General features: G+C 68.5%; 18 protein-coding genes and 4 pseudogenes. 7 read left to right on the top strand and 15 right to left on the bottom strand.

Features of this window, described 5'->3' with window-relative positions:
- Window positions 1-174: 174 nt before the first annotated feature.
- Both OG928_RS32365 and OG928_RS32370 read right to left on the bottom strand, forming a co-directional pair.
- Window positions 175-1,227 carry a hypothetical protein gene (locus tag OG928_RS32365; protein WP_406290442.1) on the bottom strand — a complete coding sequence of 351 codons (1,053 nt, stop codon included), beginning with the start codon at window positions 1,225-1,227 and terminating at the stop codon, window positions 175-177.
- Window positions 1,224-1,850, bottom strand: coding sequence for an RNA polymerase sigma factor (locus tag OG928_RS32370; protein ID WP_406290444.1), 627 nt, complete (start codon window positions 1,848-1,850; stop codon window positions 1,224-1,226). The genes OG928_RS32365 and OG928_RS32370 overlap by 4 nt, the downstream gene beginning before the upstream one ends.
- Before the next feature lie 751 nt (window positions 1,851-2,601).
- Between OG928_RS32370 and OG928_RS32375 the strand changes: the two genes are divergently transcribed.
- A complete protein-coding gene (locus tag OG928_RS32375; RefSeq protein WP_406291320.1) occupies window positions 2,602-3,819 on the top strand; it encodes a PP2C family protein-serine/threonine phosphatase in 1,218 nt (405 codons plus the stop codon).
- 441 nt (window positions 3,820-4,260) lie between these two features.
- Here OG928_RS32375 and OG928_RS32380 read toward each other — a convergent pair whose 3' ends face one another.
- The 4 genes from OG928_RS32380 to OG928_RS32395 form a co-directional block, all read right to left on the bottom strand.
- Window positions 4,261-4,725 carry a hypothetical protein gene (locus OG928_RS32380; protein ID WP_406290447.1) on the bottom strand — a complete coding sequence of 155 codons (465 nt, stop codon included), beginning with the start codon at window positions 4,723-4,725 and terminating at the stop codon, window positions 4,261-4,263.
- Window positions 4,722-5,345: a hypothetical protein gene (locus tag OG928_RS32385; RefSeq protein WP_406290449.1), complete on the bottom strand. Its 624-nt coding sequence runs from the start codon at window positions 5,343-5,345 to the stop codon at window positions 4,722-4,724. The genes OG928_RS32380 and OG928_RS32385 overlap by 4 nt, the downstream gene beginning before the upstream one ends.
- Window positions 5,346-5,888: 543 nt before the next feature.
- Entirely contained in the window at window positions 5,889-6,719 is an 831-nt protein-coding gene (locus OG928_RS32390) for a hypothetical protein (protein WP_406290452.1), read from the bottom strand.
- A complete protein-coding gene (locus OG928_RS32395; RefSeq protein ID WP_406290454.1) occupies window positions 6,695-8,011 on the bottom strand; it encodes a pentapeptide repeat-containing protein in 1,317 nt (438 codons plus the stop codon). The genes OG928_RS32390 and OG928_RS32395 overlap by 25 nt, the downstream gene beginning before the upstream one ends.
- Before the next feature lie 1,359 nt (window positions 8,012-9,370).
- On the opposite strand from OG928_RS32395, the gene OG928_RS32400 reads away from it, so the two are divergent.
- The gene (locus tag OG928_RS32400) at window positions 9,371-10,198 is read left to right on the top strand and encodes a hypothetical protein (RefSeq protein ID WP_406290456.1); all 828 of its coding nucleotides are present in this window, start codon (window positions 9,371-9,373) and stop codon (window positions 10,196-10,198) included.
- Here the strand turns inward: OG928_RS32400 and OG928_RS32405 are convergent.
- From OG928_RS32405 to OG928_RS32425, 5 genes and pseudogenes are all read right to left on the bottom strand, one after another.
- A complete protein-coding gene (locus tag OG928_RS32405) occupies window positions 10,187-10,606 on the bottom strand; it encodes a Tn3 family transposase (RefSeq protein ID WP_406290458.1) in 420 nt (139 codons plus the stop codon). The genes OG928_RS32400 and OG928_RS32405 overlap by 12 nt on opposite strands.
- A gap of 162 nt (window positions 10,607-10,768) precedes the next feature.
- Entirely contained in the window at window positions 10,769-12,127 is a 1,359-nt protein-coding gene (locus OG928_RS32410) for a cytochrome P450 (RefSeq protein WP_406290460.1), read from the bottom strand.
- Window positions 12,128-12,366: 239 nt separating this feature from the next.
- Window positions 12,367-12,597, bottom strand: coding sequence for a hypothetical protein (locus tag OG928_RS32415; protein ID WP_406290463.1), 231 nt, complete (start codon window positions 12,595-12,597; stop codon window positions 12,367-12,369).
- A 128-nt stretch (window positions 12,598-12,725) separates the two neighbouring features.
- A pseudogene (locus OG928_RS32420) lies at window positions 12,726-12,863 on the bottom strand (helix-turn-helix domain-containing protein); the annotation flags it as partial.
- A gap of 153 nt (window positions 12,864-13,016) precedes the next feature.
- Entirely contained in the window at window positions 13,017-13,205 is a 189-nt protein-coding gene (locus tag OG928_RS32425) for a GNAT family N-acetyltransferase (protein WP_406290466.1), read from the bottom strand.
- Between the two features lie 81 nt (window positions 13,206-13,286).
- Here OG928_RS32425 and OG928_RS32430 point away from each other — a divergent pair, with 81 nt between their 5' ends.
- The 3 genes and pseudogenes from OG928_RS32430 to OG928_RS32440 form a co-directional block, all read left to right on the top strand.
- Window positions 13,287-13,538: a hypothetical protein gene (locus tag OG928_RS32430; RefSeq protein WP_406290468.1), complete on the top strand. Its 252-nt coding sequence runs from the start codon at window positions 13,287-13,289 to the stop codon at window positions 13,536-13,538.
- The gene (locus OG928_RS32435; RefSeq protein WP_406290470.1) at window positions 13,535-15,037 is read left to right on the top strand and encodes a phage/plasmid primase, P4 family; all 1,503 of its coding nucleotides are present in this window, start codon (window positions 13,535-13,537) and stop codon (window positions 15,035-15,037) included. The genes OG928_RS32430 and OG928_RS32435 overlap by 4 nt, the downstream gene beginning before the upstream one ends.
- Window positions 15,034-15,216, top strand: a pseudogene (locus tag OG928_RS32440) (DUF6009 family protein); the annotation flags it as partial. The gene OG928_RS32435 and the pseudogene OG928_RS32440, both read left to right, overlap by 4 nt.
- Before the next feature lie 10 nt (window positions 15,217-15,226).
- Here the strand turns inward: OG928_RS32440 and OG928_RS32445 are convergent.
- Window positions 15,227-16,597: an IS4 family transposase gene (locus tag OG928_RS32445; protein WP_331768350.1), complete on the bottom strand. Its 1,371-nt coding sequence runs from the start codon at window positions 16,595-16,597 to the stop codon at window positions 15,227-15,229.
- 631 nt (window positions 16,598-17,228) lie between these two features.
- Between OG928_RS32445 and OG928_RS32450 the strand changes: the two are divergent.
- Both OG928_RS32450 and OG928_RS32455 read left to right on the top strand, forming a co-directional pair.
- Window positions 17,229-18,774: pseudogene (locus tag OG928_RS32450) on the top strand (Clp protease N-terminal domain-containing protein); the annotation flags it as partial.
- Window positions 18,775-18,906: 132 nt separating this feature from the next.
- Window positions 18,907-20,184, top strand: a pseudogene (locus OG928_RS32455) (P-loop NTPase fold protein); the annotation flags it as partial.
- Between the two features lie 95 nt (window positions 20,185-20,279).
- Here the strand turns inward: OG928_RS32455 and OG928_RS32460 are convergent.
- From OG928_RS32460 to OG928_RS32470, 3 genes are all read right to left on the bottom strand, one after another.
- Window positions 20,280-20,747 carry a hypothetical protein gene (locus OG928_RS32460; protein ID WP_406290473.1) on the bottom strand — a complete coding sequence of 156 codons (468 nt, stop codon included), beginning with the start codon at window positions 20,745-20,747 and terminating at the stop codon, window positions 20,280-20,282.
- Window positions 20,748-20,750: 3 nt separating this feature from the next.
- Window positions 20,751-21,095, bottom strand: coding sequence for a hypothetical protein (locus tag OG928_RS32465; protein WP_406290476.1), 345 nt, complete (start codon window positions 21,093-21,095; stop codon window positions 20,751-20,753).
- Between the two features lie 706 nt (window positions 21,096-21,801).
- Window positions 21,802-23,493 carry a hypothetical protein gene (locus OG928_RS32470; RefSeq protein WP_406290478.1) on the bottom strand — a complete coding sequence of 564 codons (1,692 nt, stop codon included), beginning with the start codon at window positions 23,491-23,493 and terminating at the stop codon, window positions 21,802-21,804.
- Between the last annotated feature and the right edge of the window lie 68 nt (window positions 23,494-23,561).

The following is a 23,561-nucleotide window of genomic DNA, read 5'->3' on the forward strand; positions in this document are numbered from 1 at the left end:
TGAGCCGTGTGCGCAATGGTTCGCCACTCCCTGGCCCTGCGAAGAACCCGACCGCCTCCCCGCGGCCGCCTCCCCCGGCCGGTCGCGATCGGCCCGCGTGGCGCGGATCGGACCGGACCGGTCGGGTGGAGTCGGGCTGCGGAACCGGTCGCCCGGGCTCCGTTGCGCGGGAGCTCAGGAGCGGGTCGGCTCTCCCGCGGTCCACGGCACGGCCGATCGACACGTCGAGGAGTCCTGCCGGCCGTTGACGTCCGGCGCGACGTAGCCGACGACGCGGCCGTCGGGAGTGCGCGCGCAGTCGCTCGCGCCCTTGCGGTGGTCCTTGGCGGAGTCCCAGATCAGTGTGCCCGACGTGTCGTAGGCGCGGATGCGGGTGTCGTCGGAGGGCTCGGGATCACCGACCCGGTTCGACGACATCGTGCCGTACCAGACCCCGCCGGCCATCAGGACGTCCTTCTCGCCTCGACCGTGGTCCATCGTGACGCGGGTGACCGCGCCGGTGTAGCGGCCCCATTCCTCCACCGTCCATCGGCCCTGGAACGATCCGCCCCCCTCGCCCGAGTAGTCGATAGGGCCGGTCATCCAGTCGATCTCCCCGGTCGGCCCGGAGACGGGCGAGGGAACCGAATTCGGTCCCGCGTCGCCGCGGCAAGCCACGATGCGCCCGCGGTCGTCGACCGCGAGGGCGAAGTACAGGTCGGGACGGTCCGTCCTCGGCGTCCGCACCGCCAGGTACGGGCGAAACGTCGCCGTCAACGCGGTCTGTGCCCGGCCGTCGGCGTTGGGCACGGTCAGCACGCAGCGGGAGACGAAGTCACGCGCGAGCGCCTCGGGCATTTCACGCCCCGCGGGCACCGCGAGCATGCCCGCGGGCAGCGTGAGCGACTTCGCCGTCGGGGCCGGCGACCCGGTGACCGCCGCGGACGTGTTCGAGGGTGCGGCCGGTGGGCTGCCGTGGGAGGGTGTGCCGCTGTCGGGCAGAGCCACCGCGATGCCCGTCACGAGCACGGCCACCGACGCCGCCGCCAGGAGCGGGACCCGGTAGCGGGCGAGGACCCCGCGTCGGGACGGCACCGGCCCGGAGCCGACGTCCCGGCCGCCGGCGATGTCGAGGCCCTCGGCGATGTCGAGGCCCTCGGCGTCGTCGAGCAGCGCCAATACCTCCGCCCGGCGGACGTCGTGGTCGCGCAGGCCACGGTCGGCGGGTGGACGGTTCGGGATCGTCACGACGCCTCCTTGGAAATCGGGGACCGGCGATCGGTCGCGGAATCGGAATGGATGCCCTGGCCGGGCGGGCCCACGAGCACCAGTTCCCGCAGCCGGGCGCGGGCCCGATGCAGTCGGGATTTGACCGTACCGACGGCCACGCCCAGCACCGCCGCGGCGCCGTGCTGGTCGAGGCCGCTCCATATGCACAGTTCAAGGACCTCGCGATCACGCTCCGGCAGTTCGGCGATCGCCCGGAGCAGGGTCGCCATCGCGCGTTCGTCGTCCAGGCGCGCGGCGACCTCGTCCGCATGGTCGGGGCTCGGTATGGGCGCGGGCAACCGGGCTCGTAGCGCCTGATACCGCTGCAACGCCCGTCCGCTGTTCGCGGCGAGGTTGCGGGCGACGCCGAGCAGCCACGGAAGCGCGCTGTTCTGATGCAGCACGACGTCCGCTCGGATGCGCCACGCGTGCAGGAAGACGGCCGAGGTCAGATCCTCGGCGTCCGCCCACGACGCGGTGCGCCGGAACAGGAAGTTGTGGACCGCGCGCGCGTGCCGATCGAACAGGTCACCGAAGGCGGCTCGTTCGCCTCGGCAGGCCCTGTCCCACAACTCGCGGTCGGTCTCGGTGGGGATACTCACGCCTTTACATGTCCACGGCCCGACCAGCGGTTCCCACTACCGCGCGACTTTCGTGTCGCCGCGAGACCGGGGAGCCGGACGTGACCCTGGCCGCGTGGCCATCGAGGGGGTGAACGGCCCGGTGGGCCGGCGTGCCCCCGAGGCCGATGCCGTTCAGTAGTTCGGGCGCGCTCTGCCGGTACGTCGCCGCGACGCGGTCGACCCAGGAGGCGGTGGACTCGTAGGGCAGGGGCGCCACACGGAACGCGCCCCGGTCGTGTGCCGGTCCGGTCCTGCCACGCGGGTTCGGCGGCCAGGCCCCGCAGGTTGGTGTCGTCGTGTCGGGGGAGTCCTCCCGATCTCGATCCCGATCTCGATCCCGATCTCGACCCCGATCCCGATCTCGATCCCGATCCCGATCTCGATCCCGATCCCGATCCCGAACCCGATCCCGACCCCGGGACCGGGACCGGCCCGGTCCCGGTCGGGTTCACGTGTCGTGTCGGCGTGTGCGGCCGCCGGTGCGGGTGCGTCCGGTGATGCGGGGGGCCAGGGGCAGGGCCAACCGAGAGAGTCACCCGGTCGGCCCTCGCGAAGGATCGGACTGGATTTCGGCGGTAGAGCGGTGATCTTGATGCCGGACCGGCTGATCACGTGGCCGGCGCATGAGGTGTGCCCGGCCGACTTCGGCTGACCGCCCTGGCGTCGCTCGCGCTCGCCACGGGCTGACGTGAGAGAGGACGGGATCGGTGTGAAACTGGGCACGAAAGGGGTGATCCCCGTGTCGGACACACCGTACGCGTCCTTCGGTCCCGACACTGCCGTCGACGAGAATCGGCTGGAAGAGCTGATCATCGAGGCGCAGACCGCCCTGCCGGTCGAACTGCCCGCCTTGGCGAACCGGTGCGCCTGCGCCCTCGGTCTGGACGCCGCGTTGATCTACCTCGTCGACCTGCAACAACAACTGCTCATCCCACTCGACGAGGCCTTGGAGTCGCTGCCGGTGGACCGCTCGTCGGCCGGCTGGGCGTACCGCACGGTCTCCCCGCGGGTGGCCGAGGCCGACGACGGCCTGATCCTCTGGATGCCTCTGGTCGATGGCGCGGAGCGGCTGGGCGTGCTGGCGGTGCGGACCGCCTCGCTCGACGGGGTGCGGATGCGCCGCAGCCGGATGCTGGCCCATCTGTTCGCCATGCTGATCACCTCCAAGCGCGCCTACAGCGACTGGCTCGCCGCCCGCACCCGCACTGCGACCATGCGGTTGCCCGCCGAGATGCTGCGGGCCTTCCTGCCACCGCGCACCATCGGCAGCCGCAGGTGCGTATCGACCGCGGTCCTGGAACCGGCGTACGACGTCGCGGGCGACGCCTTCGACCACTCGGTGGTCAAGAACATCCTGCACACCATGATCCTCGACGCCATGGGTCACGATCTGACCGCCGGCCTGACCACGTCGGTCGCCATGGCGGCGGCGCGCAACGCCCGCCGGGGCGGTGCCGAACTGGCCGACGTCGTCGGCACTGTCGACCAGGCGCTCGCCCAGTGGCTGCCCGACCACTTCTGCACCGGCGTGCTGTGCCGGCTCGACGCCGAGACCGGGGTGCTTCGCTGGGTCAATTGCGGTCACCCCCCACCGCTGCTGATCCGTGCCGAGCGGGTGCTCGCCGGGGCGCTGGACAGCCCCCCACAGCCTCCGATCGGCCTGGCTGGTCCACTCGCCCCGGCAGCCCGGCAAGTCCACGAGGCGGCCCTGGAACCGGGCGATTGCGTCCTGCTCTACACCGACGGTGTCGTGGAGGCTCGCGACGCGGACGGTGCGGAGTTCGGCCTTGACCGGTTCACCGACTTCATCATCCGCTCCTCCTCCGCCGGACAGCGCCCCGCCGAGGTGCTGCGGCTGCTCATCCACGCCATCCTCGATTACCAGCGCAACCAACTGCGGGACGACGCGACCATCCTGCTCTTCGAATGGAGTCCGCAGCAACGGTGACGCGGTATCGCGCCGAGCCTCGCTGTCCTCGTGCTCCGGTCTTCGGCCGGGTCGGGTACTCGGTCGGCACCTCCCCTCTGGTGTCCGGGCCGGGAATCCGAGGAAAGTCGATGCGTCGCTGTGCGGCGGCCTCGGGCGCGTCGAGCTGCGGGGATCCGATGGTGCGTCATCCGATTGGCGGCTGTTCGCCCTGGAGCCGGCCTCGCCGGCCCGGGAGGGGTTCCGGATGTCCGCCGGGGCGCCCCGGTCCTGCCGGTGGTCGGGAGGCTGTCCTGCACCTGGACGGGGAGACACCGGCCTCGGTCGCCGGTGCGTGGTCGTCATGAGCGCCGGCCATGTCACGCAGCCGCGCGGACTCGACCTTGGCGGCGGACCACGCCGGGCGGGTAAGTGGGTGCCGCGGCCGCACGCCGATCAGCACGCGGCCTTGTCCTGCGTGATCTAGGCGATCGCGCCGCCCGCGGGCGTGTTCCCGGGGCTGGATTGCCCTTGGAGGGCACCGAGGACGGCGTTGTTGGAACGTACGAGGGCCTGGGTGAGCGTCTTGTCGTTCTGTCGCAGCACGAACAGGGTCGCCAGGGCCGGCACGCTCGGCCCCGCGAACATGGCGGCAAGCCAGGGATGGTCGTTGAGTCCGACGTAGGCACCGCAGCCGAGCATGGCGAGAACGATGGCGAGTCCCATCCACAGACCGCTCATCAACAGTCTGTGGCTTCTCTGGTTCTGGCGTTCCTGGGCCCGGAGTTCGGCTTCGAGGCGTTTGAGATCGTGTCGTCTGGCGAGCTCGGGTTCCAGGGCGGCCAAGGCTATCTGCAGGTGCTCGGGGGGCAGTTGGGCCCATTGGAGCGCAAAGTCCAACGGGCTCCGGTCGGCGCCGGGATTCCCCGGCGGTGGGACGTCGGTCACGATCGTGTACCCCCGGGTCCGTCGGCGAGAAATGTTCCGGCCTGCGACGATCGTCCGTGGGGCGGAGGGCCGAGCAGGCGAAACAGGTCGGCGAGGCTTGCGCTGATGTCGCCCACGGCCGGCGGCACGTCCGGATCGTCGGCCATGCCGGCGGTGCTCACGGTCGGGCGGCGATTGATTTTTCGCGAACCGGCGATCTCGCTCTGTCTTTTGAACCAGTCCAGGCTGATGTTCCGAGCCGCCTGGGAGGGGCTCGGGGAGCGAAGGTACGTGTGCCACTTCTTCCGGAGTTCCGACGGCACGGTGACGATGCTTTCGGTGCCGTCGAATCTCTGCCGAGTGAAGATCCCGGGTTCGGCCTGGGTCCACTCCCCCTCCCCGTCGTCCTCGAGCCGCGCCAGGAAGTCGGAACTGAGATACAGGACGATGGAATCCAACGGATCGGGTTGGTCACTTTGAATGATCTCGGTGATCTCGAAGATCCGGAACCGCTCCATGGCTCGATCGAGCTGCCCGCGGAACGGAATCATGAGCGCCCTGAGAAGGGTGTGCCGCCCGAAGACGACGACCCCCACCAGGGCCAGGATCGCCGCAGAGCCCCCCACGATTTCGCCGACCACGATCCCCCCAGCGATGTACGGCCAGAACTGATCCCCGAAGCTCGCCCACCCGGTCCAAGACATATTGCCGGCCGAGGATCGGCCGCGGGAGAACTACGCGCGATCTCCGGAAATAGCCGATGCCGGGACCGCCGACCTGTGGGGCGCGTGGGACGCCCGCGCCCACACCACACTCGCCTACACCTCGCCCGACGGCACGGTCACCACACCCTTCAAGAAACTCTCCGCCGTCCTCGTGCGTTTCGAGGTCACCGGCCCGCCCGGCGCGGACCCCTACGTCGACGAACGCAGCGCCGCCTTCCGGGTCCGGTTCGACTCGGCGGGGCGCATCGCGGGCAAGACCTGCGGCACCGTCTTCCCCGACCACAGGCCGACGTTCGCGGTGAGCCTGGGGACCCCGGACGAGGGGGGCTGCGGATCGGCCCGTCCGTACCGGACCACGTGGGGATGTCCCGCTCCCTCTTTTCCCCGGTCGCGGCAGTCGGCCCGAGCGACATCCACGCGTAGCCGGCCGCCGGTGGCCCTGCACGGCCCTGGCCCCAGTCAGCGTTTGACGCGTCCTCGGACGGCGAGTACGGCCAGTGCGAGGAGGACGGGTTCGAGGAGGCGGGACGACATTTCGATGTAGGTTCCGGCGGTGGTGACGTTTTGGCCGCTGGAGCGAAAGACGACGGAGTTGAGGACGACGCGGGTGGCCTTCTCGGCCCGTTTGCCGGTGAGTCGTTGGTGAGGTGGGCCGGTCAGTTTCGGGTCGGGGTTGTCGGTGACGAGGTCGACGCGTTGGCCGGGGGGTGCCTGGATGCCGGTGGTGTGCGGTTTGGGGTCGTTGGTGGGCAGGCCCCAGAGCATGATCGAGAGGACGGTGGCGGTCATCGCGCACCCCAGCCAGGTCAGGGCGCGTGAGGAACGGAGTCCGTAGCCGGACAGGGCCCAGTAGCCGGTGAGCAGGCCGCGTTCGGCTCGGTTGCGCCGGGAACGACGGTCGAGTCGGCGCATCTCCATCTCGCCCATGTAGAAGTCGGCGGCGCCGGGTTCGTCCTTGCCGTCCTCGAAGGCCTTGCGCAGTTGACGGTAGAGCGCGGCGAGCGCGGGTGGTCCGGGTGGGCGCATGACGGGGCCGGGTTGTGCCACGGGCGGGGTCCATCCGGCGCGCAGGCGTGGGCGGTGGACGGGTAGGGCCCGCCAGTGGTGTTCCTCGGCCAGGGTCAGGCGGTCGGTCCAGCGCAGCGGTATTCCTCGACGCACGTCGGTGCCGGGTGGGGTGCGGGCGAAGGTGGTCTCGCCTTCCAGGCGGAGTTGGTCGAGGTGGAAGGCGCCAAAGAACCGGCATTCGGTGAGGTCGGTGTTGGTCAGGACCAGGTGGGCGGCGTCCACTCCTTGCACCGACAGGATTCGTACGTGCGCGTCGTTGGTGAGTCCGGTCTCGGGGATGGCGTGTCCGAGAGAGGTGACGAAGGGGGCGGCGTGCGCGGTGACCGCGATCGGTTGTGTGACGACGCGTCGGTCAGGTCCACGCGGGCGTGGCGCAGGCGCAGCGTGGCCGTGGACTCCCATCTGGTGCGTACGCAGGCCAGCGACGCGGCGGCCGCCTCGATGGTCATCGGCGCCGTGAACACCGCACTCGACAGGTCCAGTCGCCCAAGGCAGACGAAGGGGCCCAACCGGGGGACGCCGGAGAACGTCGCACCGGTGAACCCGGTGTCGGCCGAGAACCTCGCGTTCTCGAAGTCGGCCCTGTGGGAGAACGACGCATCGTCGAACGCCGTGCTGCCGGAGAACACGGCGCCCTCGAAGTTGGCCCCGTCGTTGAACGTCGTAGAGATGAACAGGGCCTCGTCGGAGAACGTGACGTTCCCGAACCCGGTATAGCCGGAGAACGTCGCGGCGAAGAACCCTGCCTGGCCGGAGAACGTGGCGTCCGAAAACCCTGCGTGGGAGAATGTCGTGCCCATGAACGAGGCATTTGTGAACGTCGCGTTGTCGAAATCGACCATCGTGAACGTCGAGCCGTCGAAGGACGCGGCGCCGGAGAACGTCGCGTAGTCGAACCTGGCTGACGCGGAGAACGTCACGTCGCCGAAATCGGCCCAGGAGCCGGGGGTGAACGTCGAGCCGAAGAACCAGGCGAGGTCGGAGAACGTCGCGCTGTCGAACATGGCTCGATCGGAGAACGTCGCGCTGTTGAACATGGCCGACTCGGAGAACGTCGCGCGTTCGAACACGGCTCGATCGGAGAAGATCACGCCTTCGAAGTGGGCGATGGCGGAGAACGTCGTGCCCTCGAAGTCGGCTGCGGCGGAGAACGCCGCGTGGCTGAACCTGGCGCCGGCGGCGAACGTAGCCTCGGCGAACACGGCGGTCGTGAACCTGGCCTCGGTGAAGTCGGCGTCGCCGAACCGGAGTGTGTTGGTGCTCGGGTCGCGCAGAGCGTCGACGAGTTCGCGAAGCAGCGGGCTGGTGAAGGTGGTACCGCTGTGGTCGAGGTCGCTGCCGGGGGACAGGGTCGCCAGGTATGCCGCGCGGTCGGCGCTGTCCAGGTGGGCCAGGCACAGTCCGTAGCCGGTGACCTGGATTCCCCGGCATCCGACGGGATCGAGTACCGGGTCGGTACCTTGGGCACAGTGCCGCCATGGCGGCGCGGGGGAAGGCGCGGGCGGGGACGTCATGACCCGTGGACAATGCCACGTGACCCGACGGTTGCGGATCGGCGTGTCACGGCCTCTTCGCTCGAACCCTCGCCGCAGACGACGACGGACACAACCCATCGGGCATCACACCGCAGCGCGACCGCGCCTCCGCGATTCGCCGGCTCGTTCTCCCGCATGTGGGCTGCGATCGTGCCGATCATCAGGTGCATGTGCTCGAGGGCGCCGGTCAGCCGGTACAACGTCACGCGGGTCCAGTCCGCGTAGCCGGCGTTGTAGTACTCGTGGCTCATCGCGTCGTGGAAGTACCCGTTGATGGACTCGACATGGGGCGCGCACCAGCTGCGCCGGCACGGCGGGAAGGGGGCAGTTCCTCTTCGCGAGGCTTTCGACCGCAGGTGGATCCCCCATCCACTCGCGGTGCTCCGGGTGGTCCTCGCGCATCCTGCGGACGGCTTCCTGGTAGCCGCAGCCGGTCTCGTCCTGGATGCGGCGGGCGGCGTCGTTGCGGGCCTGGTTCGACTGCATCGTTCGTCCTCTTGGGCTCGCGGTTGCCCGTGACCCGCGCGCCCGGAAGAAGAACAGGGTGCATGCGCGCAAGGAGAGACGACAACGCGGAGCGTCTTCGGGCCGTGGACGCCCACTCGGTCACGGGCCGAGCGAACTGGGGCCGGGGCTATCGGACAGCCGCCTTCTCCAACGAGGCACCTCGCATTGGACACGCTGCCCGTCGATGTCAATCGGGGCGTTCCTGTTCGAGGCGGCGGAGCCGGTTCCGGGCGGCGTTCGCGGTTTGCTCCTTCTCGCGCGTGGCCCGCTCACCCTCGCCGCTCCGGACGACACTCGCCCGGGTCGGCCCTCGATCGCCGGTCGGCCGGAGGACCCGTCGGACACGACTGTGAAAGCCGCCGCCGAGGGGGTCGTTGGTGATGGTGACGATGAATCGAGACCGGTTGGCCGACGCCGGCCTGCCCGGCGGATGACGGCGTCGAGGTCGCGTGCCGCTTGCCGGTATCGCATCGTCAGCGGGCCATCGGATTCGCAGAGCAGGTTGGATGATTCCCGGTGATCCTTGCCCAGGTCAGGGGCATCGGTCGGCACGGACATCCCGGATGCGGCCATGTCTCGGTACGCACGATCGTGGAACTCCCGGTTCTCCCGGTCGTCGGCCACGATGACCAGACCCAGCATCGGCCGCCGTCGGCACCACAAGTCGTGGTGGAACCGGCGGAACAGCGCCGCGCTCTGCTCCGGTGAGGTCTCTCGATCGTCGCCGCTGTCCTCGAGGAGCTCCACCGGTGTCGCGTCCAGACGCATCTCGCGGGGTACTGCTCGAACACCGGTCCGGGACATAGGACTTACTCGTCTAGGATCCTCAAGATGATCGATCTCTGGGAGCAGGATCTGACGGCGGCGTTCTCCGTGCTGCTCGGCAGGCCGGTGGACAGCTTCGCCCCCGAAGCCAAGTACGCCCTGTACTACATCAACAGTGCACTCGACGACCAATGGGTGTGGGGAAAGTTTGATGACGCCGACTCGCTGAGGCAAACGTGGGGGCCGGGCGACGACGGCGACCGGCCCGCGCTGCTGCAAATCTGCCTCGCCCTCGACTGGGGCCTGGACCTCGCCCGGTCCGTCTTCGAGTTCGACTTCACCGGGGAATCGGCTCTCTCGCGGGCGTTCGGCGCACGGCCCGACTCCAACCGGGTGGCCGAAGCATGCCGCACGGTCACCGGCGATGAGCTGGCCACCGTGCTCACCGAGCACGGCCTGGGTCTGGCCGACATCGTGTCTGGTCTCAAGGACGGCACGTTCACCGTCGGCGTGTCCTTCCGCGTCGTCACCGACGGCACCCTCCGGGACACACTGCTGACCGCGATCCGCGGGAAGCAGGGCCCCGATCGGCTGCGGCCCGGCCCTGACGAAACAGCGATCCTGGCACTGCTACCGGGCCTGTTTGAGGGCGAGCGGGAACTGCCGCCTGAGGTGGCGGACGAGCGGGACCGCCTCCTCGCCCCGGTCCGTGATCCCCGGCTTCGTGCGCACATCTGGTCGCCGTACCTGGACCGGCCGTGGGATCGACCCGGCATCTCCTCCGGAGGACCCGACCAGCCTGGCACCACCCGCGTCGCAGCCTGGGACCTGGCCTACTTCGGCGAAGTCCGACTCGCCGTCACGCAGACGGAGGGGACGCTCTCAGGACAGTAGCCCGCTGTCGTCCGGGCCAAGCCTGGTGAAGTCGACCTCGAGGCGCGGCTCGTATGCCTCCGGCGGCAGGTCGAGCTCATGGGTGGAGTACTCGCCGAACCGCATGATCTTCTCGGTCAGGTAGGGCAAGACCTCGGCCAGGTCCTCAGACTCGACCTTCCAGCCCTCGGCCCGCAGCCGGCGCACCGCCTCGGCGATGTCCAGGGTGTTGTGGAAGATCAGGCAGTTGGTGAGCAGGGCGTTGAACTTCACCGCCTTCTCTTGCTCGACCGGGTCGTTGTCGGTGATGACGCCCCGGTTGCCGAAGCGCACCCACTCGGAGAAGCCGTTGTACGCCTCGACCTTGTTGGTCGCGGCCGTCACCCGTCGGCGCATCTGCGGGTCGTCAGGTACCGCAGCGCAGAACACCGCAAGCCATTACATGACGGGTCTTCAATCGCCGGACAGTCACGACGACTTGATCGATCTCGACGCAATCCGCCGCGAGCACGGCTTCCCCAGCATCGCGGCCACCATCTACCGCTGACGCCGTGGAAGAAGCCGAGATCGTCCATGTGGCGCCATCGAACATCATGCGGTCCTTGATGCGGCCGGATTGGATGTGGTGCGGGCGGTGGTGCGCATGGTCAGTCCGTAGGGGTTCAAGACGGTGGTGGGCGCCGGGCGGACGGTGGTGCCCGGGGCGGGTTCCAGCCGCCAACGGGCGGCGATGGTGGCAAGGGCGAGGGTGGCTTCGGTCGTGCCGAAGGTGTCGGCGATGCATTTGCGGGCGCCGCCGCCGAAGGGGATCAGCGCGTTGGTGCGTCCGCGGGTGGTCCGGCCGTCCCACCGGTCGGGGTCGAAGCGTTCGGGGTCGGGGTAGAGCGTGGCCTGGTGGTGGATGAGGTAGGGGCTGTAGACGAGCGTGGCGCCCTTCTTGACGGGGTGTCCGGCGAGCTCGGTGTCGGTGGTGGCGATGCGGGTGAGCATCCAGCCGGGTGAGTGGAGGCGCAGGATTTCGGTGATGACGCGGCCGGTGAATTCCAGTCGGGGCAGCAAGTCGAAGGTGGCGGGTGCGCCGTCGGGCACGACGGCGTCGACCTCGGCGTGCAGTCGGGCTTCGAGATCGGGATGCCGGGCCAGATGGTGCAGGGCCCATGCCAGGACGGCGGCGGTGGTCTCCATACCGGCGTAGAGGAAGGACATCACCTGGTCGGTGATCTCGGCGTCGGACAGGCCCTGGCCGTCGTCGGACGCGGCCAGCAGCGTGGACAGCAGGTCCTCGCCCTTGTCGCCCCGCGCCCGGTGGCTCTCGATGATCGAGCCGATGGCTTGCAGGAGCCGGGCGCGCGCCTGCTGGTAGCGGCGGTTGCCGGGGGTGGGGAGCTTTTGGAGCGGGGGCGGCATGAACATCCGCTTGTAGACGCCGTGCGAGAAGACGTCGAAATCGACGAGCAGGCCGGTGAGCGAGGCATCGGCGGTGCCGGCGAACATCGTGGCCATGGTGGTGCGGGCGGTGATCGTCTGCATGTCGGTCAGGACGTCGATGGTGTCACCGTCGCTCCAGCGGCCGACGGCCTCGGCGATCTCCTTGCTCATCACCTGGGCGTAGGACGGCATCCGCCGGGCCTGGAAGGCTTGCTGGGTCAGGCGTCGCTGCCGCCGGTGGTCGCCGTGCGGGCAGGTGCCGAGTCCGTTGCCCAGGCCCTCCCGGAGCCGCTCGAAGAACGGGCCGCCCTTGTCGAAGGTGCGGTCGTCCAGCAAGACCTTCTGGACCAGGTCCGGGTCGCAGACCACCAGCGCGGCTGCCGGGCCCACCTTGATCCGCACGACGTCGCCGTGGGCGGGCAGGGAGACCAGGAATGCCAGTGGATCGCGTCGCAGGGGCAGGGCGTGGCCGAGCAGTGGCAGTGCTCCCGGCGCTCGAGGGATGGTGCGGACGATGCCCATGATGTGCTCCTACGGTCAGGGCGGGGCGAGTGGGCGTGGCGTCACAGTGCTGGGGTCTCAAACCACGCAACCGCTCCCGCGGCCGTCTGCTCCACCCGCTCGGCCCGCGTCGTCTCGGATTCGACAGCTTCCACGAAGCGCCTCCGGGACCCGACGACCACGCCCGGTGAACCTGGGGGAGGTCTGCCCGAATCCTCCCGCTGCCTTACGCTATGCACAAGAATTTTTGCGGCGCGTGGTCAACATGGCTTGGTCACGCCGGCCCCGGGCCGGAGCACGGCGCGCCCCACCGGGCCGAGCAGCACCAGGCGTCCGGCGGTGAGCGCGCGTGCCAGGCGTTCGGGCAACGCCGCGACCACCTCGGCGCGTTCAGGGCCGTCGTGTTCGGCCGGCCGGTCCACGGTCCAGCGATCGGCGGTGTGACTGTGGGGCCGGCGTTCGTCGAACCGGGCCTGGATGAAGTCGCGCAACTCCTCGTTCTGGTCGATACGCCGCAGCTTGGGTGCGGCCGGTACTTCTCGGCCCGCCTCCGAGCGGCGAACGGTCGGTAGTACGACGAGTGGCCCGGCTTGACGTCGGGATTGCAGTCCCGCCTGATTTCTCGGCTGATGGTCGATGGGCTCCGGCCCAGCTCGGCTGCGATCGACCGGACCGACTCCCTTCTCTTCGCAGGTCGGCGACGCGGATGCGTTCCTCCGGGGCAACCCGCGAACTCGGCCTCAACAGCCCTGCGGATTCATGCTGGTGCGCCACCTCGGCCGGTGTCCGCCCGGGGCCGACCGGCCCCTCGCCACACCCCGAGGTGAGGCAGCTGCCGACGCGTCCCCGTCCCGAAGCGGCCCAGGGCGCAGTGATTTGGCCATGGCCCGGTTGATGTTCGGGTCCCGTCCTAGGAGGCCACGGGGCCGAATCCGGCGTGGTGGAACAGGGCCGGGGCGTCGTGGTTGTCGACGCCGGTCTCCGGCACGGCGCGGTCGGCGCCGGCCGAGACCACGGTCGTTTCACGCGCTGCCGGGAGCGCGTACCCGTGTCCGTGTCCTCGGTGCGCAGCGGACACGTGCAGGCGTTTGATCTCCACGGTCGCGTCGCGCAGCGGACGCCACCCGCCCGCAACCCACGGGTGTGTCGTTCGCGTAGGCGACGACGAACAGGCCGCGCGGTGCTGCAGGAGGTCGCCGACTGCGCGCTCGTGCCGTCCGGCGCCGGGTTCAACGACAAGCTCAACCGCGCCGCCTACACCGCCGGCGGCCTGGTCGCCGCCGGGCACCTCGACCCCCGGGACGCTGAACGCCTCCTCCTCGAAGCGGCCGAACACGCCCGCCCCGGACACGAGCAGCGGTCCCTGTCCACCATCCGCGGCGGCATGACGGCCGGCCGTGCCAGGCCCCTGAACCCCGGAGGCCGCCCGTGAGCATTCCGCCCTCCCGCTTCGACGCCGCGGCCGCCGCCGCGCAGATCCTCGCCCAACAAGCGACCCTGCCGCTCTTTCCCGCCCAGGACTCGGGACCAGGCCCCGGGGGAGCGACCAGCCAGGGTCTGGTCCCCGACTCGCTCTCCGACCGAGGGAACGCCAAGGCGTTCGTCGCCCTGTACGGGGCGGACTTTCGGCATGTCCCCGGTCTGGGCTGGTACCGGTGGGCCGGGCACCGCTGGCAGCTGGACGAGGACGACACCGTCCTGTGGGCGGCCGGCGACATGGCCGAGACTCTCGCCACCTCCGACCCCCACCGCACCCACTCCGACAGCGAACTCCGTAAGCACCGCCGCCGATCGCTGTCCACCTCGGGCCTCAAGTCCATGCTCATGCAGGCCCAGGCCGCACCCGGCATGGTGCTCAGGGCCGAGCACCTGGACGCCGACCCGTACGCCCTGTGCACCCCGGGCGGGGTCGTCGACCTGCACACCGGCACCGTCGCCCCGCCGGACCCCGAGAAGCACTGCCACTCCCGCTCGTGCACCGTCGCCCCCAGCACGATGCCCACACCGCGGTGGAACCGCTTCCTCACCGACACCTTCGGCGACGACGCCGAAGGCGCCGAGATGATCGACTTCCTCCACCTCCTCCTGGGCTACTCCGTCACCGGCGACGTCGGCGCACAGATCATGCCGTTCCTGTACGGCCTCGGAAAGAACGGCAAGTCCGTCCTCCTCGACGTCCTGGTGACCCTGCTCGGCGACTACGCCGACGCCGCCCCACCCGGATTCCTGATGGCGAAGCCGTTCGAGGGCCACCCCACCGACCTCGCCGAGCTCCACGGCCGCCGGGTCATCGTCTGCTCCGAACTCAAGCCCGGCGACCGCTTCGACGAGGCCCGCTTCAAACTCCTCACCGGCGGAGACCGCCTCAAGGCCCGCCGCATGCGCCAGGACTTCTTCAGCTTCGAACCCACCCACAAACTCTGGCTGCTCGGCAACCACCGCCCCGAAGTCACCTCCGGCGGGTTCGCGTTCTGGCGACGCATGCGACTCGTCCCCTTCGAGCGGGTGGTCGCGGACGAACACCGCGTCGACAACCTCGCCCAGGTCCTCGTCTCCGAGGAAGGCCCCGGCATCCTGGCCTGGCTCGTCGAGGGCGCCCGCCGCTACCTCGCCGGCGACCGCGACCTCACCGGCCCGCCCCGCGTTCGCGTCGCCACCCACGCCTACGCCGAGACCGAGGACCACATCGGCCGCTTCGTCGACGAACGCTGCACCCTCGCCGCGGGCCTGCGCGCCGAGCAGACCGGCCTGTACGCGGCCTACCGCACCTGGTGCGGCTTCGAGGACGCCTCCCCGGTTTCCGCCCGCGCGTTCGCGGCCAGGATCCGAGAGACGGTCGGCCTGACCTCGCCCCGCCAGATGACCACGTCCAACCAACGCAAGTACTACCCGGGCATCGGCCTGCTCGACGACACCGAGGAGACCCCGTGAGCGCGCTGATCACGCCGGACCAGATCGCCCACGAGACCGACATCGTCTGGCTCGAGGACCCCACCGACCTCGACTACGTCCGCCAGGTCCTCGACCGCCTCCCCCGCCGCACCGGCACCCCCGCCTTCCACCGCGACGGCCGCATGATCGGCTACGCCACCCTCGGCCCCAAAGCCCAAGGCCATGAAGTTAAGAGTTTGGGGCTGGTGTCAAGATGTCGATGGTGAGGGTGAATTTGTAGCTGCGACGGTCGACGTTGAGGCTTTTGTACGCGTAGCGGGACAGGGGTCGTTTGACCGAGCGGGGGCTGACGCGCAGGCGTCGGGCGGGCAGAAGGTGGTCCAGGACGGCCCGTCCGATGGCGCCGACGAGGTCGATGGTGGTGTCGGCGATGACGCCGGCGGCCCGTACGACCTGGTCGCGGGCGGCTTCCAGCGCGACGCTGAAGCCGGCGCGGTCGGGGTCGACGCCGGGAACGGTCTCGACGGCGTCGGTCATCGCGATCCGAAGCACCTGGTAGACCGTCAACAGGGCGTGGATCTCCTGGGCGATGCCGGCCGGCGTCCGGGCGCGCAGAACCCGGCGGCCGAGCATGCTCTTCTTGATCTCGTAGTAGGCGGACTCGACTTCCCAGCGTTCGTGGTAGAGCCCGACCAGTTCGAACGCCGGGTGGCGGTGGGGGTCGAGGAGGGTGGTGGCGAGGCGATAGACGCCGGTCCGCCGGCCTGCGGTGGTGGAGATGGTGATCTCGCACTCGACGACGCGGACCTCCACGCCCGCGATCCGGGACAGGAACGAGCCGTCGGCGTATCGGGCGAGGACGGGTGGTTTGCGGTTCGCGGTGATCCGGACCAGGAGATCGGCGCCCGTGGCGGCGACGGAGCGCAGGAAATCGTTGCCGGAGAATCCGCGGTCCAGGAGCACGATCGTGCCCGGGTGCAGGGAGCGCAGCAGGCGTTTGCCGTGGTGGGTCTCGCCGCCGGGGGCGCGCGGTCCGAAGGCCGCGTCGACGACGGCCCGGGTGCCGCACGCGACGAGCACGCTCAGACAGACCTGCGGATAGCCGGAAGCGGCGGTGTATTGGTTGGCGCCCTTGCCCAGGTGGGCCCGCAGCCGGGGGTCGTCGGGCACGTCCAGGTACGTCCCGTCGATCGCGCAGACCGACATACCCGCCCAACGGGCCCCGCCGGTGCGGATCGCGGAGGCGGGACCGCGCAACAGATCGAACAGGGCCCGCAACGGTCGCACGCCCAGGCGGGTGCGCGCGTGCCACAGGGCCGTCGCGGTGACGCTCGGAACGTACATGTCGCCGAGGGCGCCGGTCAGTCTGCGCCAGACGGCCGGGTGGCCCTGCTGTTCGAACAGACCGGCGGCCAACAGGAGATGGACCACCACCCGGGCGGGCAGCTTGCGCAACCGCCGCTCGACGGCGCCGGCCTCGGCGAGGACCGCGTCGACCATCTCGAACGGCACGATCCGGGTGAGCTCCCCCAGATGCCCGGGGGCGAACAGGCCCTCGGCTACCGTGATTTCACGGCTGATGACACACTGACCGGACAGCGGAACTCCAAGTGGGTTCGACTCGTCTTGGCGGACAGGTCGTTCTACCGGAGTTCCGCTGTCTGCGTCTGCCGTTCAGTTGACTCGAACCACTTGCCATCAGGCGAAACGGCTTAACTTCATGGCCTTGGGCTTTAGGAACAGTTCACCTGTCTCAGCGGGCTTGATGTCTCAGCAGACTCCACCCGCGTGCCCGCGGAGACGTCCAGGTGACGCGGCAGCAGGTGTCTCAGATCCCGGTCTTGACCAAGCAGCGCTGAGGGCCAGCGATTTTAGTCGGACGCCATAAGGGCGTGCGGCGTCACGGCGCGGCGCGTCCTGATGCGTATCGTCGGACGCGGCGTAGCGTGGTAAGTGTGAGAGGGCGTAGGCGGATGGACATGGACTATGTCGTCGTGTTCGCTGATGGGGCCATGCCTCGCCGACGAGATGCAGGACCGTGCGAACAGCAGGCTCCCCTTTCACACCAGCACCGTGACCTACGCATCCAGGTTTGAGCAATCCCGAGACTCTGGAGAACTTGACGGCAGCCGACCAAGGCCATGGTCGAGCCAACCGCAGGACACCGAGCGTGAATCAGTGACCGTAACGGTCATTTGCAGGCCGGGCGTGCTCTGTGAGGAGCAGCGAAATGTTCGAGCGCTTCACCGACCGCGCGCGGCGGGTTGTCGTCCTGGCTCAGGAAGAAGCCCGGATGCTCAACCACAACTACATCGGCACCGAGCACATCCTCCTGGGCCTGATCCACCTCCTGGGCCTGATCCACGAGGATGAGGACGTCGCCGCCAAGGCCCTTGAGAGCCTCGGGATTTCGCTCAAGGCGGTCCGTCAGCAGGTCGCGGAGATCATCGGCGAAACCGAGCCGACCCGAGAGAACGAGGACGGGGCCGAGGAGATCTCCGGAGACCAGCAGGGCCCGTCCAGCCATATCTCCTTCACCCCCCCGTGCCAAGAAAGTCGTGGAGCTGTCGGTCCGCGAGGCCCTTCAACTGAGCCACAACCACATCGGCACGGAGCACATCCTGCTCGGCCTGATCCGCGAGGGCGAGGGCGTCGCCGCCCAGGTCCTGGACAACCTGGGCGCAGACCTCAACCGGGTACGGCAGCAAGTCATTGAGGCAATGTCCAGCGACCAGGCCACCCAGACCGCCCTTGCTGGCGGCCCGGCCGAGGGCACCCGCTCGACCTCACGCATCCTGGACCAGTTCGGCCACAACCTGACGCCGGGCGCCCGCGATTCCAACCCCTACCCGGTCATCGGGCGTGAGAGGGAAATTGAACGGATCATGCAGGTGCTGTCGCGCCGTACGAAGAACAACCCCGTCCTGATCGGCGAGCCCGGCGTTGGCAAGACCGCCGTCGTGGACGGTCTCGCCCAGACGATTGACGGCGGCGACGTGCCTGAGCCCCTCAAGGACAAACAGCTCTACAGCCTCGACTGGGACGCACTGACGGCGCGGGCGGACAGCGCCAACGACATGCAAGATCTCCTGAAGCAGGCGCTGGCGGAGATCCGCGCCCGCGGCGACGTCATCTTGTTTCTTGACGATCTTCACACCGTGGTGGGTGCGGCAGCCGCCGAGGACGCCATCAACGCCGCTTCGATCCTCAAGCCGATGCTGGTCCGCGGTGAGTTGCAGACCATCGCCGCCACGACACCCGACGAGTACAGCAAGCTGGAGAAGGACGCGGCTCTGGAGCGCCGCTTCCAATCCATCAATATCGCCGAGCCGTCGGTGGCGCACACGACCGAGATCCTCAAGAGTCTGCGGGACGGTTACGAGCTGCACCACCGCGTCGCCATCACGGATGCCGCGCTGGTCGCCGCGGCGACCCTGGCCGACCGATACATCTCCGATCGCTTCTTCCCGACCAAAGCCATCGACCTGATCGACGAGGCCGGTTCCCGGATACGTACCGCGCCGCCGGACCTGCGCGAGTTCGACGAGAAGATCGCCGGTGTCCGCCGTGACAAGGAGTCCGCGATCGACTCGCATGACTTTGGCAAGGCCGCCGATCTCCGCGACAAGGAGAAGCAGCTCCTCGCCGCGAAGGCCAAGCGGGAGAAGGAGTGGAAGGCCAGCGTCGTTTATACCGAGGTCGATGAAGAGGACATCGTCGAAGCGGTCTCCAGGCTGTCCGGCGTGCCGGTGCGGCGAATTCTTAGGGTACATTCCGATGTCGATCTGTCCGCCAGCTCGACCAAAAGCGAAATCAGTGACATCGGGCAAAATTATGCGCTACTCAATGATGAGCCGGCTGATAAGTCGGAAGACGACCTTCTGGGCGCCGGTGAGATCGCCACAGGCATCGCCTCCATACTGACTACTTCAAGTACTTCCGCCCCCTTTGTGCTGGCCATTGACGGGGGCTGGGGGATAGGAAAAAGCACATTACTGCGACTGATCGAGTCTCGCCTGGTCGAGTCTCGATCGGTCAGCGAACAAGAAATTGTCTGTGTTCGGTTCAATGCGTGGACGGCCCAAGGCAGTAGTGCACTCGAGGGATTGATAAAGTCGGTTCTCGGGCGCCTTGACGACAATGTCGTGCGGCGCTGGGTGCGCCGCTTGGCCGAACGCAGACGTGTACTCGGCATGGCATGGATTATATCGGCGATCATCGGCCGATTTTTGGGCGTTTCACGTTTGATAGATGAAATGTGGGAAGCGTTGACCGTAGACGCGAAGTCACGCAATGAAATGCGTGACCTGATTTCAGGCATGCTGGCGGACTGGGTGGATGACAGCGGTCGTCCCGGTCGAGCCCTCGTAGTCTTCGTTGACGATCTCGATCGATGCTCCGACGATGTGGTCATCGAAGTATGCGAGGCCGTGAAGTTGTATCTGGATGCTCCAGGACTCATTTTTGTCTTGGCGTGTGACTTTTCCGTACTTGCCCGGAGCGTTTCCACATCCGCACGTGGGGGCGTAGGCGAGGGGCGTGCTTACCTCGAGAAGATCGTGCAGGTTGCGTACCGGGTCTCCCCGCCCGACGAGTCACAGCTCAAGGAACTGATAGCAGGCTATGGACAACGATCTGGAACATCACACTTGGTCGACGAAATAGTGACGAGCATCCTTCTAGAGCGGGCTGGCAGTAATCCGCGAAGAATCAAGCGGATCATCAATGGGTTCATCCTAGAACATCGTCTTAATCCTGCATGGCGCGCAATGCCGCTGGATAGTTCGCTGCTTGTAACGGCTATACTCCTGCAGTACCTCTATGCTTCGTTCTATGATTTCCTGGTGGCCGATGAATCAAGTGATGACCCTATTGGGGATTTTCTCGAATATGCGACGGTGCGCGCCAGAGTGTCAGCTCCTCCGCCACCCAATAATGCGTGGTGGACGGTCGCGCGCAGGACATTTCAGAAACATGGCACCCCCGCGCCGGACAGGTCCGCGACGGGCGAGGAGTTGATGAGGGAGGTTGAGCGGCTGGAAGCCGCACTGCCCGAAGATTTTCCGATGCTCGCCCGCAACAATGCGTTTATCGCGTTGCTCCGAAGTATCGGAGACAAGGAGACTCGCCAAGCGCTGTGCGCCGAGCTGGTCAGCCGACCCTTTTCACCCGAGGGGGCGAGCTGACGATGACAACCCATCGATGATCTTGGCGGTGACGGCCTTGGTGGAGTAGGGATTCTATCCCGTCAGGAGCCTGCCGTGAGCGGAGGCGAACGGGGTCATGGGGATGGTGTTCCTGACATAGGGCGACGCCCCGATCGCGGAGTTCGCCCTCCAACCAACAAGCACGGCACCCGCTTCTTCAACACGCGGTGGGCGGCGTGAGTTCGTAGCACAACTGGGACGTCCCCGGACTTCTGCGGCGCCTGATTGCAGTGAACACCATGCCGAAATCCCTGCGATTCGCCGCACACCGCCCCTCGGAACGACCGATCCGACCGCTTGTCCGGCAACAGGCCGCGAAGCCTCACCTGTTTCAAGAACCGCCACTGCGAATAGGTCAGATGCCGGACATCGAGATCGTTGACGACGGTCACGGACAGAACGTCCTTGCCGTTCTCGCGACGGTGATACGGGCGCCGGTCCAGCAGCTCCACGTCGTCGACGGCCCAGTCGTAGAAGTTGTGGATCGCGACCCGCTGGCGCATCCACGTCGCCGCCAACACCGGCTCGTCCCGGTACTCCATCAGCTAGTCCCGATACGCGACGAGGTCGTCCTCCGTGGCTGACAGCAGATCAGTCGGGGGATCAAGAGCCTCAAGGAAGCCGACCAGGTCCATCAGGTCGTACGCGTAGTCCTGGAGCGAACCCGCATCTAAGCCCTTGGCCAACTCGAAGAAAGAGGTGGTCAACGGCTCCAGCGGGCGCATGTCCGAACCCAGGAAGAACGGCGTGCCCTCCTTGAGCGCCCCCGTGCGGGTCGCGTACCCGACCCAGTCCAGATCCACCCCGTCCACGGCACCCGTGTGCCGGTGCACGTTGGCGTGCGATACGAAGAAGTACTCCACGAACCCCCACCCCTGAGACATCAACAATCACTTGAACCTAACGGCGCCCCCCGGGCCTGCCATTGAGACAGAGAGACATCTACAAACTCTTGTCCTAACCCGCGCCTGGAGGCGACCCGGACCGTGCACGCCAACGCCGCCAGCCGCGCCGCAGGCGTCGACCCCAGCCCCGATCGGCGATGTACCGCCACACGGCGCGCAGCGCGGCCGGTCGCCCGCCCCAACGGCGGCGGATGCACGATCGGGTGCCCGGCCGCCCTGCGGCGCCCAGTCCGCTGCCTCCGGTACAGCGGGTGCCATCGCAACCGCACCGCTGTGCTCCATCTCGCCCGACACCACCGGCAAACCGAGATGCGGCGCGGACGCCGACCATGTCGGCCCTGGGAGTGTGGGGTGCGGAGGAAGCGGTCTCTGTGTTCACCGCCTGAGCTTCGCAGGCCAGTCGGACAACATAGGGTGACCACACTGTTTCGTTCAGTGATTGCCGTGCGTCGCTGTCGAGGGCGTCGTCCATACCCGTCATGCGGCTTGGCCGGGCCGCACGGGCCGAGTCCGTCCGCTCTGCCATCGGCGCCCAGGTCACGCAGTCGCCGGCGTGAACGGCTCCCGCTCCCAACCGCCGTCGGCGTACATCGAGTACGCCAGGACCTGCTCGAGGGCTGCAACGAAAGGGACCGACCGCGCACGCCGAGGCACGACCCATCCATCTCAGGACGCCTTGCGGGGCCTCGTGTCACGCATGCGCGGGAGGCATCGATCGACGGTCGGGGGTCCGCGCAAGGCGGGTGTCGAGGAGTTCGCCGAAGGTACCGGCGGCGCGGAGGTTGCCGAGGGCGGCGGACAGCGCGGCCCAACGTGCCGGGTCGTTGCCGCATGCCTCGATCAGGACGGCCGCCGCGATCGTGGGGGACTCGTGTCCGAGAACCGTGTCCGCCGGCATGCGGCGCAGCAGTTCCTCGGTGCAGTAACGGGAGCGCGACACGGCGCGTTCGATACGGCGGGTGCCGTCACCGTGGGGTGAGGCGTCCAGCCAGGAGGCCAGGACGGCGGCCGGGTCGGGATGGGAGCCGAGCTCGTCGTCACCGAGCAGGCGGATGACGCCGTCGTCCGATGCCGGTTGGCGTTCCGCGGCGAGGGCGCGCAGCCATGCCGGTGCGGCGTCGGTTTCGGCGAGGTGGGCGATCTCGGCGCAGTGCAGGTGATCGAGCACGGCGACGACGGCGTCGCGAGGGGTGTGCGGGTTCGTGGCCAGGTGGGCGAGCGCGAGGACGCGATGTTCCTGGCCCCAGCCCAAGCCGGGGGGCTGAGGTGTGCGGCGTGCGCGCAGGCCGGGGATGTCATCGGGGGTGGTTTCGGTGACGACGGTGGGGCTCGGGAGAGCGGCGAGTCGTTCGCACAGCGCGACCAGGTCGCGGGGTGTGCCACTGACGGTGGCGAGGTCGTCGGCCAGGCGTGGTACGTCGTGGTCGGGGACGTTCCGGGCGTTCAGGAGGCGGCCGCGTCGCACGCACGCGTTGGCTGCGGCGTGTACCTCGCCGGCGGCGATGTCGAGGATCCGCGGATGGCGCCGTACCCGCCGTGCGATCTCCCGCAACCGTCGCCGCTGGGTGATCGAAGGCTTCGGCAGATCGGCGAGTTCGGGGCACGTCAGCGCGGGCAGGCACTGCGCGAGAAGGTCGTCGGTCAGGGCGGCAGTGTCGGCGTTGACCAACAGCAGGTGCCGGACCGCGACGCCCAGGCGTGAGTGCCGCACGAGTTCCTCCCACCGCCCCGGGCACCGTTGCAGGATCCGCCAGTCCGAGCCGGTGAACTGCGGCTCCCAACCCAGACCGGGTACACCCGCCGACGCGGTCCAGTCCATCTGCCATTCGGTGTCCTGGGGCCGGGCGAGAGCCGCAGCGAGCGGTGCCAGTGCCCGGTCCAGGATCGCGTCCGCCAGTTCCTCGGGCATCGGGTCCGCCGGCGCGTCCGGGACGCCCGCCCGGTGAGCCGCGTCCCAGCGCGAGACGATCTCGTCGAGGGCGAACTCCTCGACGTCGTCCAGCAGACGCACCGCATCCGGTACCCCTGCGGGCAGGGCGGCCACCGTCATGACCAAGTCGGCCCACACGCGGTGTGCCGCTGTGATCGCCGGCAGGTCCGCCACCGTGAGCGCGCCGCCCCGCAGATGCGCCACGACGAACCCGCGACCCGCGGCCGCGATCAACTGTGTCCGGGCGGAGGGCTCGTGTACCCGCGCGAGCAGACCGGGCAGTACCGACTTCAGGGCTTCCTGCCGCCAAGCATCGGTGTGGGTTTCACCGGTCGAGGGGCGGGTGAGCGCATCGACCACACACGTCAACGCCGCGTCGGGCAAATCCTCCCGGCCGGCGAGCTCGGCCCACAGCCTGTACGTGCGAGCGTCCACCATCTCAGCCCCTGCCATCCCATGTATCGGACACGTGGGGCGACCGTACGACACTCGAAGTCGCTTCGTACCCGAACCGGAAAACA

The organism is Embleya sp. NBC_00896, from assembly GCF_045207785.1.
Classification (GTDB): Bacteria; Actinomycetota; Actinomycetes; order Streptomycetales; family Streptomycetaceae; genus Embleya.

Coding starts and splice junctions, on each gene's coding strand:
- OG928_RS32395 (WP_406290454.1), bottom strand. CDS start 8,011: ATGACGTCCCCGCCCGCGCCTTCCCCCGCGCCGCCATGGCGGCACTGT.
- OG928_RS32400 (WP_406290456.1), top strand. CDS start 9,371: ATGATCGATCTCTGGGAGCAGGATCTGACGGCGGCGTTCTCCGTGCTG.
- OG928_RS32410 (WP_406290460.1), bottom strand. CDS start 12,127: ATGGGCATCGTCCGCACCATCCCTCGAGCGCCGGGAGCACTGCCACTG.
- OG928_RS32460 (WP_406290473.1), bottom strand. CDS start 20,747: ATGGAGTACCGGGACGAGCCGGTGTTGGCGGCGACGTGGATGCGCCAG.
- OG928_RS32470 (WP_406290478.1), bottom strand. CDS start 23,493: ATGGCAGGGGCTGAGATGGTGGACGCTCGCACGTACAGGCTGTGGGCC.